This is a genomic window from Streptomyces fradiae (assembly GCF_041270065.1).
Classification (GTDB): Bacteria; Actinomycetota; Actinomycetes; order Streptomycetales; family Streptomycetaceae; genus Streptomyces.
This window is the reverse complement of record NZ_CP065958.1, coordinates 5,625,135-5,641,625: the sequence shown is the minus strand read 5'-3', so window position 1 is coordinate 5,641,625 and position 16,491 is coordinate 5,625,135. Positions and strand designations below refer to the sequence as shown.

10 protein-coding genes are annotated in these 16,491 nt (G+C 74.3%); 7 read left to right on the top strand and 3 right to left on the bottom strand.

From position 1 onward, the window contains the following. Positions 1 to 1,248: a hypothetical protein gene (locus tag JAO84_RS25870; RefSeq protein ID WP_370414984.1), complete on the bottom strand. Its 1,248-nt coding sequence runs from the start codon at positions 1,246 to 1,248 to the stop codon at positions 1 to 3. Positions 1,249 to 1,372: 124 nt separating this feature from the next. Between JAO84_RS25870 and JAO84_RS25865 the strand changes: the two genes are divergently transcribed. Next, positions 1,373 to 3,214: an ABC transporter ATP-binding protein gene (locus tag JAO84_RS25865; RefSeq protein ID WP_370414983.1), complete on the top strand. Its 1,842-nt coding sequence runs from the start codon at positions 1,373 to 1,375 to the stop codon at positions 3,212 to 3,214. Further along, positions 3,211 to 5,061: an ABC transporter ATP-binding protein gene (locus tag JAO84_RS25860; RefSeq protein WP_370414982.1), complete on the top strand. Its 1,851-nt coding sequence runs from the start codon at positions 3,211 to 3,213 to the stop codon at positions 5,059 to 5,061. The genes JAO84_RS25865 and JAO84_RS25860 overlap by 4 nt, the downstream gene beginning before the upstream one ends. Before the next feature lie 90 nt (positions 5,062 to 5,151). Here the strand turns inward: JAO84_RS25860 and JAO84_RS25855 are convergent, their stop codons facing one another. Beyond that, positions 5,152 to 6,564, bottom strand: coding sequence for an MFS transporter (locus JAO84_RS25855; RefSeq protein WP_370416868.1), 1,413 nt, complete (start codon positions 6,562 to 6,564; stop codon positions 5,152 to 5,154). A 248-nt stretch (positions 6,565 to 6,812) separates the two neighbouring features. Here JAO84_RS25855 and JAO84_RS25850 point away from each other — a divergent pair, with 248 nt between their 5' ends. The 5 genes from JAO84_RS25850 to JAO84_RS25830 all read left to right on the top strand — a co-directional run bounded on the left by JAO84_RS25850 (position 6,813) and on the right by JAO84_RS25830 (position 13,889). Next, positions 6,813 to 7,718, top strand: a complete 906-nt coding sequence (locus tag JAO84_RS25850; RefSeq protein ID WP_370414981.1) for a TetR/AcrR family transcriptional regulator C-terminal domain-containing protein — start codon at positions 6,813 to 6,815, stop codon at positions 7,716 to 7,718. Between the two features lie 203 nt (positions 7,719 to 7,921). Then, positions 7,922 to 9,946: a M4 family metallopeptidase gene (locus JAO84_RS25845; protein WP_370414980.1), complete on the top strand. Its 2,025-nt coding sequence runs from the start codon at positions 7,922 to 7,924 to the stop codon at positions 9,944 to 9,946. Between the two features lie 111 nt (positions 9,947 to 10,057). Next, the gene (locus JAO84_RS25840) at positions 10,058 to 11,554 is read left to right on the top strand and encodes a serine/threonine-protein kinase (protein ID WP_370414979.1); all 1,497 of its coding nucleotides are present in this window, start codon (positions 10,058 to 10,060) and stop codon (positions 11,552 to 11,554) included. Between the two features lie 39 nt (positions 11,555 to 11,593). After that, positions 11,594 to 12,280 (top strand): response regulator, encoded by a 687-nt coding sequence (locus tag JAO84_RS25835; RefSeq protein WP_370414978.1) that lies wholly within the window; start codon positions 11,594 to 11,596, stop codon positions 12,278 to 12,280. After that, positions 12,273 to 13,889: a sensor histidine kinase gene (locus tag JAO84_RS25830; RefSeq protein WP_370414977.1), complete on the top strand. Its 1,617-nt coding sequence runs from the start codon at positions 12,273 to 12,275 to the stop codon at positions 13,887 to 13,889. The genes JAO84_RS25835 and JAO84_RS25830 overlap by 8 nt, the downstream gene beginning before the upstream one ends. Before the next feature lie 9 nt (positions 13,890 to 13,898). Here JAO84_RS25830 and glgP read toward each other — a convergent pair whose 3' ends face one another. Beyond that, a complete protein-coding gene (glgP, locus tag JAO84_RS25825; protein WP_370414976.1) occupies positions 13,899 to 16,466 on the bottom strand; it encodes an alpha-glucan family phosphorylase in 2,568 nt (855 codons plus the stop codon). Positions 16,467 to 16,491 lie beyond the last annotated feature (25 nt).

The following is a 16,491-nucleotide window of genomic DNA, read 5'->3' as shown; positions in this document are numbered from 1 at the left end:
TCAGTCCCGCGAGGTGCGCACGTAGCAGGTGAAGGTGCCGTCCACGTCGACGTCCGGTCCGACGTAGGCGTAGCTGTTCGCCGCGGAGCCGTAGGTGTAGAAGCCCCCCGCCGGACGCCCGTCCGCCGTCCAGGACTTGGGCGCGGCGCCGTACGCGCGCTCGCACTTGTCCCTGGCCTTGCGCGTCGCGAGGGCGTCCGGGTCCTGCTGCCCGCGCAGCTTCTCCTTGATCTTCACCTGGCCGAAGACCCGCAGGTCCGCGCCGGCGCCGCAGGGCACGACGCGGACGACCTGGAGGCTGCCGCCGAGGCCGGTGTCGGCGGAGCCGCAGGCCCCGGGCGCGACCTGGGCCAGCGGGGTCACGGCCTTCTCGGCGTCGGCGGCCGCCTTCGCCGCCGCGGGCGGCGCCGGCACGGGCGCGGCGCCGAGCCGGGTCAGCCGGTACTCGGCCTTCAGCGAGGTCACGCCCTTCAGCCGGCCGGCATCGTGCAGGGCCTTGAGGGCGGGGGTGTAGTCGGCGGTGGCGCTGGTCAGCCGGCCCTCGCCGTCGAGCACCACGGTCAGCGGCACGCGCTCGGCGTCGTCGTTGTAGAGCAGTGCGTTCTCGAGCCGTACGGGCAGGGCGGCGGCCGCCGTCTGCGGCGGGACGCTCAGCGTGTACGTACGGCTGCCGTCGGCGCCCTTGGCGGGCTGCTTCTGCGCGTCGGCGTGCCGGACCACCTCGGCGAGCGTCCGCCCGTACGGCGCGGCGTCGCCCGCGTACTGGAGGACGCCGTCGTAGAAGTCGACCATCTCCTTGGGCGCGGAGGCGGAGTAGCGCAGCCAGTCGCCCTTGCGCGTCTCGTAGGTGACGTCGTTGCCGTCGACCAGATAGGTGCCGGGCGCGCCGGGGCCGCCGGGCGTGCCACCGAGGTCGCCGGCGGCGTCCTCCGGGAAGCGGCGCGGGACGGTCACGGTGCGTTCGGCGCGAGCCGTCTTCTTCGCGTAGTCCTGTGTGCCGGTCGTCCGGTCCACGGCGGTGCCCTTGGCGGAGCCGTAGCTCAGCGTCCAGGTGAAGGCGGACGAGCCGGACGCCGTGGTGGCCTTGCTCGCCGCCTGCAGCTGGTCGTCGAGCCGGACCTCGTACACCGGCGTGCCCGTCGGCTTCGGCTGCTTCGCGTCCGTGGCCGCCCCGCCGCCGGACTGGCAGCCCGCCAGGGCCGCGAGCAGCAGCGGCAGGGCCGCCCGTCCGACCGGCGCGTTTCTCATGTTCCCCACCCCTTGATCGTCGAGCGGCGATCGTACGGGACGGGGGCGCCCACCGACCGAGGTGGTGCCGGTGGCCGGAAAACCACATGAGGGATGTCAGGGGTGAACCCTAGGCTCGGGCCTGATGCCCGAGAAACATGCACCCGCCAAGGACCGGCCGGCCGAGTCCGCCCCCGAAGACCGGTCCGCCGTCCGCTCGCTGCTGCGCCTCTGGCCGTACGTACGGCCCGTGCGCGCCCGGCTGTTCACCGCCGCCCTCGTCGCGATCGTCGCCTCCTGTCTGTCGCTGGTCATTCCGCTGGTCCTGAAATGGCTGGTGGACGGGCCGGTCACGGACCGGGACACGGCCGGCGTGTGGTTCGGCGCCCTCTACCTGCTGCTGCTCGGCATCGCCGAGGCGCTGCTCTTCGGCCTGCGGCGGTGGCTGGTGGCCCGGCCGCTGGCCGGCGTCGAGGCGCGCATGCGGGCCGCGCTCTACCAGCGGCTGCAGCGCCTCCCGATCGCCTTCCACGACCGCTGGGCCTCCGGCCAGCTCCTGTCGCGCGGCACCACGGATCTGATGCTGGTCCGCATGTTCCTGGCCTTCCCGCTGACCTTCCTGCTGGTCAACGCGGTGACGATCCTGGTCGGTTACGCGGTGCTGCTCGCCCAGGACTGGACGCTCGGCCTGGTGCTGCTCACCCCGGTGGCGCCGATGGTGATCCTCTGCTCGGTCTTCGAGCGGAAGTACGCGGTGGTGGCGCGGCGGGCGCAGGACCAGGTGGGCGATCTGACGACGGTGGTCGAGGAGAGCGTCCTCGGCATCCGCATCGTCAAGGGCTTCGGCCGCCACCGCAGCCAGGCGGAGGCCTTCCGGAACCTGGCCGAGCGGCTGCGGGGCACGGAACTGGCCAAGGCCCGGCTGCTCGCCGGGATCTGGGCGCTCATCACCTTCCTGCCGGAGCTGGCGGTGGGCGCGGCGCTTGTGCTCGGCACCGTGCAGGTCGCGAACGGCGAGCTGTCGGCCGGCACCCTGGTGGCCTTCCTGTCGACGGCCCTTGCGCTGCGCTGGCCGGTGGAGTCGATCGGCTTCCTCCTTGCGATGAGCCAGGAGGCGGCGACGGCGACGGAACGGTACTTCGAGGTGATGGACGCGGCGGAGGAGTCGGATGCGGGGGCGGGCACCGAGGGACGTGCGGACGGGGTGCGGGACGGGGTGCGGGACGGGGTGCGGTTCGAGAGCGTCACGTTCCGTTTTCCCGACGCGCCGGCGGACGCGCCGCCCGTGCTCGACGGGATCGACCTGCACGTCCGGCCCGGCGAGACGATGGCGCTGGTCGGCGGCACCGGCTGCGGCAAGACCACGCTCACCGCGCTCGTACCGCGCCTGCACGAGCTTTCCGGCGGGCGGATCCTGCTCGACGGCGAGGACATCACCCGCATGCCGCGCGAGCGGCTGCGGTCGCTGGTGTCGGTGGCCTTCGAGGACCCCACCCTCTTCTCGGCGAGCATCGGCGAGAACGTCCTGATGGGCGCGGGACCGGAGGCGGGCGAGCCGGAGCTGCGGCGCGCCCTTGCCGTCGCCCAGGCCGAGGGCTTCGTGGACCGGCTGCCCGACGGCACCGCCACCGAGGTCGGCGAGCAGGGGCTCAGCCTGTCCGGCGGCCAGCGCCAGCGGCTCGCGCTCGCCCGCGCGGTGGTCGGGCGACCCCGCTTCCTGGTCCTGGACGACCCGCTCTCCGCGCTCGACGTGCACACCGAGGCCCGGGTCGAGGCGGCGCTGCGGGAGGTGCTGCGCGACACCACCGCCCTGGTGGTGGCGCACCGGCCGTCGACGGTGCTGCTCGCCGACCGGGTCGCGCTGCTGTCCGGCGGCCGGATCACGGCGGTGGGCACGCATCAGGAACTGCTCCGGGAGAGCCCGGAGTACGCCTGGCTGATGTCGGGTGCGGCCGATGAGCAGGACGAGTACGAGGGGGCCCGATGACGGACACCGAGTCGACGGCGGCGGCAGAGCCGAAGACGAAGGACACGCCCGCCCCCGACCCCTTCGACCAGGACGACCTCCCCACCGCGCCGGGCGCGACCGGCCGGCTGCTCCGCTCGCTGCTCGCCGCGCACCGGACGCGGGTGGTGGTCGCGGCGCTCGTGCTGCTCGTGCAGCAGGCGGCGCTGCAGGCGGGCCCGCTGCTCGTGGCGTACGCGATCGACCGGGGCGTACCGGCCTTCCGGGACGGCAACCACGCCCCGCTGATCGCGGTGGCGCTCGGCTATCTGGCGTGTGCGGCGGGCAGCGGGCTGCTGCAGTACGCGTTCGTGCGCGCGGCGGCCCGGATCAACCAGGACGTGCTGCTCGATCTGCGCGGGCGGATCTTCCGGCACGCGCAGGTGCTCAGCGTGGACTTCCACGAGCGCTACACCTCCGGCCGGCTGATCTCCCGGTCGACCACGGACGTCGAGTCGCTGCGCGAGCTGCTCTCCGAGGGGCTGCAGGAACTCATCGGCGTCGTCCTGTCGTTCGTCTCGATCTCGCTGATGCTGCTCTGGCTGGATCTGGGCATCGGTGCGGTGGCGGTGGCCTCGTTCGGGCCGCTGTATCTGCTCGTCCGGCTCTACCGGCGGCGTACGGCGGTGGTGTTCGCGAAGCGGTCGACGGCGATCGCCGGGGTGATCGTGAAGTTCGCGGAGACGATGAACGGGATCCGGCCGGTACGGGCGTTCCGCCGGGAGCGGGCCAACGACGTGGAGTTCGGCGCCCTGAACGACCGGCACGAGCGCAGCAACGGCGACGCGATCCTGGAGATGGCGCGCTATGTCGTCGGCTCGCGGCTCGTCGCCAACACGGCGGTGGCCGGCATGTGTCTGTGGGGCGCGCTGCGGGTCGTGGACGGCTCGCTCGAGCTGGGTGTCCTTGCGGCGGCGGTGCTGTACATCCGGCGGCTGTACGACCCGATCGACCGGCTCGGGATGTTCCTCAACTCGTACGAGTCGGCGGCGGCCTCGCTCGCCAAGATCGCGGGCCTGCTCGCGCAGGAGCCGGGCGTCCCGGAAACGGCGACGCCGCGCCCGCTGCCGGAGCGGACCGGGGCGGCGCCGGGGCGGGAGGTCGTCTTCGAGGGCGTCCGCTTCGCGTACCGGACGGGCGGCGAGGTGCTGCCGCGCTTCGACCTGACGATCCCGGCCGGGCAGACGGTCGCGGTGGTCGGCGCGACGGGCGCGGGCAAGTCGACGCTCGCGAAGCTCCTCGCCCGCTTCTACGACCCGACGGACGGGCGGGTCCTGCTCGACGGGGTCGACCTGCGGGACCTGGCGACGCCGGAACTGCGGCGCGGGGTGGTGATGGTGACGCAGGAGGCGTTCCTGTTCTCCGGGACGGTCGCGGAGAACATCGCGATCGGGCGGCCGGACGCGAGCCGCGCGGAGATCGAGCAGGCGGCGAAGGCGATCGGCGCGCACGACTTCATCGCGGGGCTCCCGGACGGCTACGACACGGACGTCCGCAAGCGCGGCGGCCGCATCTCGGCCGGCCAGCGCCAGCTGGTGGCCTTCGCCCGCGCGCTCCTCGCCGACCCGGCCGTCCTCATCCTCGACGAGGCGACCAGCTCCCTCGACGTCCCCGGCGAACGCGCCGTCCAGCGCGCCATGGACACCGTCCTCGCCGGCCGCACCGCGGTCGTCATCGCCCACCGCCTCTCCACGGTCGAGGTCGCCGACCGCGTCCTCGTCATGGACGCGGGCCACATCGCCGAGGACGGCACCCCCGCCGCCCTGGTCCGCGGCGACGGCCACTACGCGGGCCTGCACCGGGCGTGGCGGGACAGCCTGGTCGGCTGACGGCCCGTACCCGTACCCGTACCGGTAACCGAACGCCCCCGCCGGGGACGCCCGAAGGCGGCCTTTGGCCGGGGGCGTTCGGCGTGCGGGTCATGCACCCGTCCGCTTCCTCAGCAGCCCGTACGACAGGGCCGCCGCCAGGAGCGAGACCGCGGCCGCGCCCAGGGCCGCCGCGCCGACGGCCTCGGTGAAGGCGGCGCGGGCCGCGTCCAGGACCGGGCCGGGCGAGGGGAGGGCGGCGGCGAGGGAGTCGCGGGCCGGGGGCGGGGTCCAGGGGGGCATCGAGGCGGTGTAGACGGCGGCGCCGAGGGCGCCGAGGAGGCCCATGCCGAGGGCGCCGCCGAGTTCCTGGCCGGATTCGAGGACGGCGGCCGCGGCGCCGGCGCGGTCGGTGGGGGCGGCGCCCAGGGCGAGTTCGTTGGCGAGGGTCATCGCGGAGACGAGGCCGGCCGCGTAAGCGCCGCAGGCGGTGAGGACGACCCACAGCGGGGTGCCGAGGTCGACCAGGCCGAGCCACCCGAAACCGGCCGCGGCGACGACGAACCCGCCGGCCATCACGTACGCCCGGTCGATCCGCCCCGCGAGCGCCGCGGCCGTCGGGGCGGCGACCATGACGCCGGCGCTCGGCACCAGGCTCCACAGCGCGGCCTCCAACGGGCTCTGGCCCAGGACGGACTGGAGGTACTGGGTGAGGAAGACCGCGAAGCCGACCGTGACGCACATGGCGAGCATGTTGACCAGGAGCGCGCCGCCGTACGCCGGGAGGCGGAGCAGCGAGAGGTCGACCATGGGGTGGGCGGCGCGGGACTGGCGGCGTACGAAGAGCGCGCCGACGCCGAGCCCGGCGGCGACGGCGAGCGCCGCCCCGCCCGACCAGCCGTCCTTGGCGAACTCCTTCACCCCGTACACCACCGGCAGCATCGCGCCCAGCGAGAGCACCGCGCTGAACCAGTCGAAGCGCCCGGCCGCCGCCGCGCCGCGCGAGGCGGGCAGCAGGAGCGGGCCGAGGAGCAGCAGCAGCGCCATGGCGGGAAGGTTGACGAGGAAGACCGAGCCCCACCAGAAGTGTTCGAGGAGCGCGCCGCTGAGGATCGGGCCGAGCGAGATGCCGCTGGCCATGACGGCGGTCCAGACGGTGACGGCCCTGGCGCGCTGCGCCTCGTCACGGAACAGCGTGCGGATCATCGCGAGCGTGGACGGCATCAGGCAGGCGCCGCCGACGCCGAGGAGCGCGCGGGCCCCGATGAGCCCGCCCGCGCTCCCGGCGAGCGCGGCGGCGACGGACGCGGCGCCGAACAGGGCCGCCCCGCCGAGCAGGACGGTGCGGCGGCCGATCCGGTCGCCGAGCGCGCCCATGGTGACGAGGAGTCCGGCGAGCACGAAGCCGTAGATGTCGAGGATCCACAGCTGGGCGTTGACGCCGGGGTGGAGTTCGGCGGCGATCGACGGGATCGCGAAGTAGAGGACGGAGACGTCCATGGAGACGAGCAGCAGCGGCAGCATCAGGACGCCGAGAGCGACCCATTCGCGCCGCCCGGCGCGCTCGGAGTCGTCGCGGTCCGCGCGGTCGGAGCGGTCGGAGCGGTCGTCACGGTCCGCGCGCCGTGGTGAGGAGAGCGTCATGCCCGGAGGGAAGCAGCGGCGTCCCGCACCCCGCCAACCCCGCCCTAGTGCACCCCACCCCCTCGGCCGGAAAATCGCAGGTCACACCCGTGTACGGCGTGCCGGTCGCACTAGTACACTCGCGCGCCGTGACGCCTCAGCCGCCCTACCTCGCCATCGCCGCCGAGATCGCCCGCCGGATCCGGTCCGGCGCGCTCGTCCCGGGTGACCGGGTGCCGTCGACGCGGGCCATCACCCGGGAGTGGGGGGTCGCGATGGCGACGGCGACGAAGGCGCTCGCGGCGCTGCGCCGGCAGGGTCTGGTGCGGCCGGAGCCGGGCGTGGGGACGGTGGTCGCGGCACCGCCCGCGGACCGTTCCGCGGCGGCGGCGCATCTGACGCGGGAGCGGATCGTCGCGGCGGCGATCGAACTGGCCGACGCTGAGGGGCTCGGTGCGCTGACGATGCGCCGGCTCGCGACGGTGCTGTCGGTCTCGACGACGGCGCTGTACCGCCATGTGCCCGGCAAGGGCGAGCTGGTGCGCCTGATGACGGACGCGGTGTGCGCGGAGCTCCCGCTGGGGCCGGTGCCGGCGGACTGGCGCACGGGTCTGGAGCGCGGCGCGCGCTGGCTGCGCGGGGTGTACACGCGGCACCGGTGGATGGCGCACGCCATGGCGGGGTTCATGCGGCCGGTCGCCGCCCCGCACGCGATGGCGTACACGGAGTGGATCCTCGCGGCGCTGCGGTCCACGCCGATGACGGCGGGGCAGAAGCTGCACAGCCATCTGACGATCTTCGCGTATGTCCAAGGGGTGGGAATGGCCGACGACTTGGAGGAGCAGGCGCGCCAGGAGACGGGCTTGTCGGGCGACGAGTGGATGGAAAAGAACGAGCCACGGTTCGACGCGATCCAGTCGGCCGGTTCCTACCCTCTCCTGAATGCCCTGACGGAGGAGGGCGGGTTCGTGCTCGACCTGGAGTCGCTCTTCGAATTCGGCCTCCGGAGAACGCTGGACGGCATCGCCGTCATGATCGGTGAAACGTCCGCTTAACGAACAGGCCCCTTCGGCCATCGGACGAATTCCGGCCAACTTGTTGACGCGCTCCTGACAGCCGGTGTCCATACCTGCCACTCTCTCCCCGGCTCTTCGCAAACACGTTCAGCCGTTCACCCGCACGTGCTCCACAGCTCTGTTTGCTCTGCCCGGCCGTCCCCACCCAGCCGGCCGGTACCCCCCTCGCAAAAGGAGTCTGCGTGAGATCCACGCCCAGCCGTCGCGCCACCGCGACCGGCGCTCTGATCGCTGCCGCCGCCATGATCGCCGTCGGTGTCCAGACCGGCACCGCCACCGCCGACCAGCTCGGCGCCGCGCCCCAGGCGCAGGCCGCCGGCAAGGCCAACCCCGGCAAGCTGCCGGCCGACCTCTCCCCGGCCCAGCGGGCCGCGCTGATCAAGGCCGCCCAGGCCGACTCGGCCGCCACCGCCCAGCGGCTCGGCCTCGGCGCCCAGGAGAAGCTGGTCGTCCGCGACGTGGTCCAGAGCCGTGACGGCTCGACCTACACGCGCTACGAGCGCACCTTCCAGGGCCTCCCGGTGCTCGGCGGCGACCTCGTCGTCGAGGCCACCAAGGCCGGCGCGACCACCTCGGTCACCAAGGCCACCCGCGCGGACATCACCAAGGTCGACGTCGCCGCCGCGACCGTCGCCCCGGCCGCCGCCGAGAAGCAGGCCGTCGGCCGCGCCAACGCCGAGGGCGCCAAGTCCACCAAGGCGAACCGCGCCCCGCGCAAGGTCGTCTGGGCCGCGAACGGCACCCCCGTCCTCGCGTACGAGACCGTCGTCGGCGGCCTCCAGCACGACGGCACCCCGAACGAGCTGCACGTCATCACGGACGCCAAGTCCGGTGCCAAGCTCTTCGAGTGGCAGGCCATCGAGACCGGCATCGGCAACACGATGTACAGCGGCCAGGTGACCCTCGGCACCGCGCCCTCGTACTCGCTGACCGACACCACGCGCGGCAACCACAAGACGTACAACCTCAACGGCGGTACGTCGGGCACCGGCACGCTGTTCACCAACAGCACCGACACCTGGGGCAACGGCCTGCCCTCCAACAAGGAGACGGCCGGCGCCGACGCCCACTACGGCGCCGCGCTCACCTGGGACTACTACAAGAACGTGCACGGCCGCTCCGGCATCCGCGGCGACGGCGTCGGCGCGTACTCCCGGGTCCACTACGGCAACGCGTACGTCAACGCCTTCTGGTCCGACTCGTGCTTCTGCATGACGTACGGCGACGGCACCAACAACACCAAGCCGCTGACGTCCATCGACGTGGCCGCGCACGAGATGACGCACGGCGTCACCTCCAACACCGCGGGCCTGGTCTACAGCGGTGAGTCCGGCGGCCTCAACGAGGCCACCTCGGACATCATGGCGGCGGCCGTCGAGTTCTACGCCAACAACGCCAACGACAAGGGCGACTACCTCGTCGGCGAGAAGATCGACATCCGCGGCAACGGCACCCCGCTGCGCTACATGGACAAGCCGAGCAAGGACGGCTCGTCCAAGGACTCGTGGTACTCGGGCATCGGCTCCATCGACGTCCACTACTCCTCGGGCCCGGCGAACCACTTCTTCTACCTGCTCTCCGAGGGCAGCGGCGCCAAGACCGTCAACGGCGTGAACTACGACTCGCCGACCTCCGACGGCCTGCCGGTCACCGGCATAGGCATCGACAAGGCCCGCCTGATCTGGTTCAAGGCGCTCACCACCAAGTTCACCTCGAACACCAACTACGCCGGTGCCCGCACCGGTACGGTCGCCGCGGCCACCGAGCTCTACGGGGCCGGCAGCGCCGAGGTCACGGCGGTCGAGAACGCCTGGGCCGCCATCAACGTCGGCTCCCGCCCCGGCGGCGGCACCCCCGGCGGCACGGTGTTCACCAACGACACCAACGTCAACATCCCGGACAACGGCGCGGCGGTGACCTCCTCGGTCAACGTCACGGGCATCACGGGCAACGCGCCCAGCAACCTCTCCGTCGGCGTGGACATCGTCCACACCTGGATCGGTGACCTGGTCGTCGACCTGATCGCCCCCGACGGCTCGGTCTACAACCTGCACAACCGGACCGGCAGCAGCGCGGACAACATCCAGCAGACCTACACCGTGAACGCCTCCTCGGAGGTCGCCAACGGCACCTGGAAGCTCCGCGTCCAGGACAAGGCCAGCTACGACACCGGCTACATCAACAGCTTCAAGCTGACCTTCCCGTAAGGGAACCGGCGCCGGCGCCACCGTGCCGATCGCGCTGACAGTGCGTCAAAATGACGGTCCCCGGGGCGAATTCGCCCCGGGGACCGTCGACGGCATTTCGGGGGTGTGTCCGTGCACGCGTCAGGACGAGGACGACAGGAGCTGGGTCCGGAGGACCCGCGGCAGGTCGGGGAGTACGCGATCACCGGCAGGCTCGGCGAGGGCGGCATGGGCCGGGTCTACCAGGGCCGCTCCCCCGGCGGCCGGCTGGTCGCCGTCAAGGTGGCCCGCGCCGAACTCGCCGCCGACGAAGGCTTCCGCGCCCGCTTCCGCAGCGAGATCTCCGCCGCACGGCAGGTCGGCGGCTTCCACACCGCGCAGGTCGTGGACGCGGACCCGGACGCCACCCCGCCCTGGATGGTCACCGCCTTCGTGGCCGGCCGCGACCTCGACCGGACGGTGACCGAGGACGGGCCGTTCGACGAGGGCGCGCTGTACGCCCTGGGCGCGGCGCTCGCCGAGGCGCTGACCGCGATCCACGCCTGCGGGGTGGTGCACCGCGACCTCAAGCCGGGCAACGTCATCATGTCCGACGACGGGCCCCGGGTCCTCGACTTCGGCATCGCCCGCGCCCTCCACGACACCCGGCTCACCCACACCGGAAGCGTGATCGGCACGGCCGGGTTCCTCGCGCCCGAGCAGATCGAGCAGGGCACGGTCGGGCCCGCCTGCGACGTGTTCGCGCTCGGCGCGGTCCTGGTGCACGCGGCGGGCGGCAGCGCGTTCGGCGAGGGCCCGCCGATGAGCCTGCTCTACCGGGCCGTGCACGGCGAACCGGACGTGTCGGCGGTGCCGGAGGGGCTGCGTGCCCTGGTCGGCTCCTGCCTTGCCAAGGACCCGGCGGACCGGCCCACCGCGCCGGGCCTCCTCGCCGAACTGCGCGTCCACGCGCCGGTGGTGCCGGTCGCGGACCCGGCCCCGGCCCCGGCCCCGGTCCCCGATGCGGTCCCGAGGCCGCCGGCCGCGCCGCCCGCCGCCCCGGTGCAGGCACCCGCCGCCCCGGTGCCGGTGCCGCCCACCGCCGTCGCCCCGCCCGCCCCCGTGGTCTTCGAGGCGACCCCGGGCCGCAAGCTCGCCGGACTCGTCTGGAGCCTGGCCGGCGCACTGTTCGCGGGCCTGGTCACGCTCGGGGCCTGGCAGACCGACTACGCGGAGTACGACTCCGGGGAGAGCCTGCGGCTCTGGGCGCCGTTGGCGCTCGCCGCGTTCGCGCTCCGCATCGCGGCCGTCCTGGCCCGCCCCCACACCGTCACCGTCGAGGCGCCCGGACTCACCGTCCGCAGCCGCCGCGGCACCCACAAGGACGACCCGCTCGTCACCATCCCGTGGACGGACGTCGTCGCCGTCAGCCGCCCGCCGGTCGCCAAGGGCCCGAACGTGCAACTGCTCCTCAGGCTGCGCTGGGGCGCCCCGCTGCCGCTCCCCCGCCAGGGCGTCGAGCCCCGCCAGCCCGACTGGGTCACCGTCACCGTCCCGCGCCCGGTCGGCACCACGACCACCACCCTGCGGGGACAGCTGCGCGAGGCCGTCGCCCGCTGCGCCCCGCACGTCCACGTCGACTACCTCTGAGCCCGCCGGGGGCCGCGCCCCCGCCCGTACGCTGGGCGGATGATCAGGGTGCTGCTTGCCGACGACGAGACGATGATCCGGGCCGGGGTACGGGCGATCCTCGCCACCGACCCCGGGATCGAGGTGGTCGCCGAGGCCGGGGACGGGCACCAGGCGGTCGAACTGGCCCGGCTGCACCGCCCCGACGTGGCCCTGCTCGACATCCGGATGCCCCGGCTCGACGGGCTCGGCGCGGCCGAGGAGCTGCGGCGGGCGGCGCCCGGGACGGCGGTCGTGGTGCTCACCACCTTCTCGGAGGACGCGTACATCGAGCGGGCCCTGGGCAGCGGCGTGAGCGGCTTCCTGCTGAAGTCCGGGGATCCGCGCGAGCTGATCGCCGGGGTGCGGGCGGTCGCGGGCGGCGGGGCGGCGCTCTCGCCCCTCGTCGCCCGCCGGGTCATCGACACCCTCGGCGGCGAGCGGCTCGGCCGGGCCGCCGACGCCCGGGACCGGCTGGCGCCGCTCACCGGCCGCGAACGGGAGGTGGTGGCGCTGCTCGCGGCCGGCCTGTCGAATCAGGAGATCGCCGAGCGGCTCCATGTGGTGGAGGCGACCGTCAAGGCGCATGTGAGCGCGGTTCTTGGCCGTCTGGGCCTGCGCAACCGGGTGCAGCTCGCGGTCCTCGCGTACGAGGCGGGCCTGGTCCCGGGCACGTCGGATGCGGATGCGGACGCGTCGGATGCGTGAGCGCCTCTTCGACCTCGGTCTGTGGCTGCTGCTCTGCGTCCCGGTGCTGCTGCGCTCCGACCCCGCGGACGGCGGCTCGTGGACCCAGGTCGCGGTGGGTGTGGCCGTCCTCGGCGGGTGCGTCGCGGTCAGCCGGCGGTGGCCGCTGCTGCCGCTCGCCGTCACGGTCGCGGTCAGCCTGCCCGCCACCCTGGAGCTGTTCACCCCCTCGTACAGCCTCGCCCTGGTCGCCTTCGGGTATCTCGCCGGGCGGCGGCAGGAGCAGAGCCGGGGCGCGTGGTGGCTGTTCGGCGCGGTGGCGGCGGTGGGCCTGGTGCTCACCCGGTTCACCGGGACCTCGCTCGGGCCGTGGTTCACGCTGCTGCTCGCGATCGCGCTCGCGGTCGTGGCGCCGTGGCTGATCGGGCGTTACGTACGCCAGTACGACCGGCTCGTACGCAGCGGCTGGGAGCTGGCGGACCGGATGGAGCGCGAGCAGGCGGCGGTCGCGGACCGGGAGCGGCTGCGCGAACGGTCCCGCATCGCGGGCGACATGCACGACTCCCTCGGCCACGACCTGGCGCTCATCGCGGTCCGCGCGGGCGCCCTGGAGGTCGACCCGGCCCTCGGCCCGGACCAGCAGCACGCGGCGGGCGAACTCCGCCGTGCGGCGGCGGACGCGACCGAGCGTCTCCGGGACGTGATCGGCGTGCTCCGGGAGGACCACACGGCACCCCCGACGACCCCACCCGCCGAAACGCTCCCCGCCCTGCTCGCCCGCGCCCACGCCTCCGGCCTCCCGATCACCCTCACCGGCGCCCCGGTGCCGAACCTGCCCGGCATGCCCGGCCGCGCGCTCCACCGGGTCGTCCAGGAGGCCCTGACCAATGCGGCCAAGCACGCACCGGGCGCCCCGATCACGGTGACGGTGGAGGTGGAGGAGCCCGGCGACACGGTCCGGGTACGGGTGGCCAACGGCCCGGCCGGCGACTTCTCGCGCGGGCCCGCCGGCGGTCCGGGCAGCGATACGGACACCCCGCGCGGGCCCGCCGGCGGGACGGGCGCCCCGCGGGGCGCCAACCCGCCCGGCCGCAGTGCCGGCACGTCGCACGCGACGGCCACCGGCACCGGTCTCGTGGGCCTCGACGAGCGGGTGCGGCTCGCGGGGGGTTCGCTCGATCACGGGGCGTCCCCGGACGGGGGCTTCGTCCTGACGGCCACGGTGCCCCGGCGGGCGCCGGTGGCGGCGCCGGCCGCCGCACCGACCTCGGCGCGTGAACTGGACCGGGCCCGCCGGGAGGTGCGCCGCGACCTGGTCCGGGCGATCTGGATCCCGATCGCGCTGCTCGTCGCCCTGACCGCGCTGGTGGGCGCGGTCGCCGTCTGGACCCAGTCCCGCTCCTACCTGGAGCCCGACAACTACGCGCGCCTCCTCGTCGGCCGGCCCTACGCCGACCTGTCCGACGACCTCCCCGACCACCCCCTCCCCACCGCCCCGCCCGGCCTCCCGCCGGAGCCGTCGTCCGCGGACGAGTGCCGGTACTACCGCTCCACCGTCTTCGCGGCGGTTCCGGTGTACCGGCTCTGCTTCACCGACGGCCGGCTGGTCTCGAAGGACCGGCTGGGCTGAGGCGGGCCCTCAGCGCAGCAGCACCCCCGCCCCCTCCCCCGTCGTCTCCGCCGGGAGGGCCGCCAGGCCGAGTTCGGCCGGGTGGGTGAGGAGGGGATGGGCGGGGAGGACGCGGACCGTGCAGCCGAAGGGGCCCGTGCGGTCCAGGGAGAGGGCGCCCGCGTAGGGGAGGCGGCCCTCCAGGTCCGGGCCGCCCGCGGGCTTGAGGACGGCGGTGCGGGGGGAGAGGAGGCGGTCGTCGGCGTCGACGCGGCCGGTGACGACCTGGACCTCGACGTCGTCGGGGTGGAGCTCGCCGAGGGACACGCGGACCCGGACCGCCGGGGTCGCGCCGAGTTCCGCGTCGCGGAGGTCGTCGCCGACCTCGACGTGGTCGACGGAGACCTTGGGCCAGGCGGCGCGTACCCGGGCCTTCCAGGCGGCGAGTTCGCGGGCCGCGTCGGGGCCGAGGGCCCGGTGGGCGGCGGCCGCGGGGGCGTAGAGCCGCTCCACGTACTCCTGGACCATGCGGTCGGCGAGCACCTTGGGGCCGAGGTCGGCGAGGGTGCGGCGGACCATCGCGGTCCAGCCGGCCGGCACCCCGTCGGCGCCCCGGTCGTAGAAGCGGGGGGCGACGCGGCGCTCGATCAGCTCGTAGAGCGCGGCCGCCTCCAGGTCGTCGCGCCGCTCCTCGTCGAGCGCGGCGGCGCCGTCGGCGGTGGGGATGGCCCAGCCGAAGTCGGGCTCGAACCACTCGTCCCACCAGCCGTCCAGGACGGAGAGGTTGAGGCAGCCGTTGAGCGCGGCCTTCATCCCGCTGGTGCCGCACGCCTCAAGGGGGCGCAGCGGGTTGTTCAGCCACACGTCGCAGCCGGGGTAGAGACCGCGGGCCATGCCCATGCCGTAGTCGGGCAGGAAGACGATCCGGTGCCGGACCCGCGGGTCGTCGGCGAACCGCACCAGCTCCTGCACCAGCTTCTTGCCGCCGTCGTCCGCCGGGTGCGCCTTGCCCGCGACGACCAGCTGCACCGGCCGCTCGGGGTGAAGGAGCAGCGACCGCAGCCGGTCCTTGTCGCGGAGCATGAGGGTGAGCCGCTTGTACGAGGGGACCCGGCGGGCGAAGCCGATGGTGAGGACGTCGGGGTCGAGGACGGAGTCGGTCCAGCCGAGTTCGGCGGCGGCCGCGCCGCGCTGCCGCCAGGAGGCCCGCAGCCGCTGCCGTACGTCGAGGACGAGCCGCTCGCGCAGGGTGCGGCGCAGCTCCCACAGCTCGCCGTCGGTGGCGTCGGGGGCGAGCCCGGCGACCTCGGGGGCGGTCCAGGTGGGGGCGTGCACGCCGTTGGTGACGGAGGTCAGCGGGACCTCGTCGGCGTCGAAGCCGGGCCAGAGTCCGGCGAACATGGCGCGGCTGACGGCGCCGTGCAGGGTGGACACGCCGTTGGCGCGGCGGGCGAGCCGCAGTCCCATGGCGGCCATGTTGAAGACGCCGGGGTCGCCGCCGAGCGGGGTCTCGTCGCCGAGGGCGAGGATCCGGCCGGTGTCGACGCCGGGCAGCGCGCCGTCCTCGCCGAGGTGGCGGGCGACCAGGGTGCGGTCGAAGCGGTCGATGCCGGCCGGGACGGGGGTGTGGGTGGTGAACACGGTCCCGGCGCGGACGGCCTCCAGGGCGGCGTCGAAGTCGAGCCCGGGGCGCCCGTCCGCCGCCGGTTCGGCGAGCTCGCGGATGCGTTCGAGGCCGAGGAAGCCCGCGTGGCCCTCGTTGGTGTGGAAGACCTCGGGCGCGGGGGTGCCGGTGAGCCTGGCGTACGTACGGAGCGCGCGGACGCCGCCGATGCCGAGCAGCATCTCCTGGAGCAGCCGGTGCTCGCTGCCGCCGCCGTAGAGCCGGTCGGTGACCTCGCGTTCGCCGGGGGCGTTCTCCTCGACGTCCGAGTCGAGCATGAGGAGCGGGACCCGGCCGACCCGGGCGATCCAGATGTGGGCGTGCAGCGAGCGCCCGCCGGGCAGGGCGAGGGTGACCCGGGCGGGGGTGCCGTCGGGTTCGCGCAGCAGGGAGAGCGGGAGTTCGCCCGGGTCGAGCACCGGGTAGTGCTCCTGCTGCCAGCCGTCGCGGGAGAGCGACTGCCGGAAGTAGCCGTGCCGGTAGAGCAGTCCGACGGCGATCAGCGGCACGCCGAGGTCGCTGGCGGCCTTGAGGTGGTCGCCGGCCAGGATGCCGAGGCCGCCGGAGTACTGCGGGAGGGCGGCGGTGACGCCGAACTCGGGCGAGAAGTAGCCGATCGCGGCAGGCAGGTCGCCGGGCTGCCGCTGGTACCAGCGGGGTTCGGTCAGATAGCGGTCGAGGTCCTCGGCCGCCGCCCGCAGCCGGGCCTGGAAGTCGGGGTCGGCGGCGAGCGCGGCGAGCCGCCCGGCGTCGATGGCGCCGAGCGCGCGGACGGGGTCGCCGTCGGCGGCGCGGACCCCTTCCGGGTCCACGGTCTCGAAGAGGGCGCGGGTCGGCTCGTGCCAGGACCAGCGCAGGTTGCACGCCAGGTCGGCGAGCGGTCGAAGGGTGTCGGGGAGGACGGGACGCACGGTGAATCGACGGATTGCCTTCACGTGTTCCACCTTCGCAGGAGGTGAC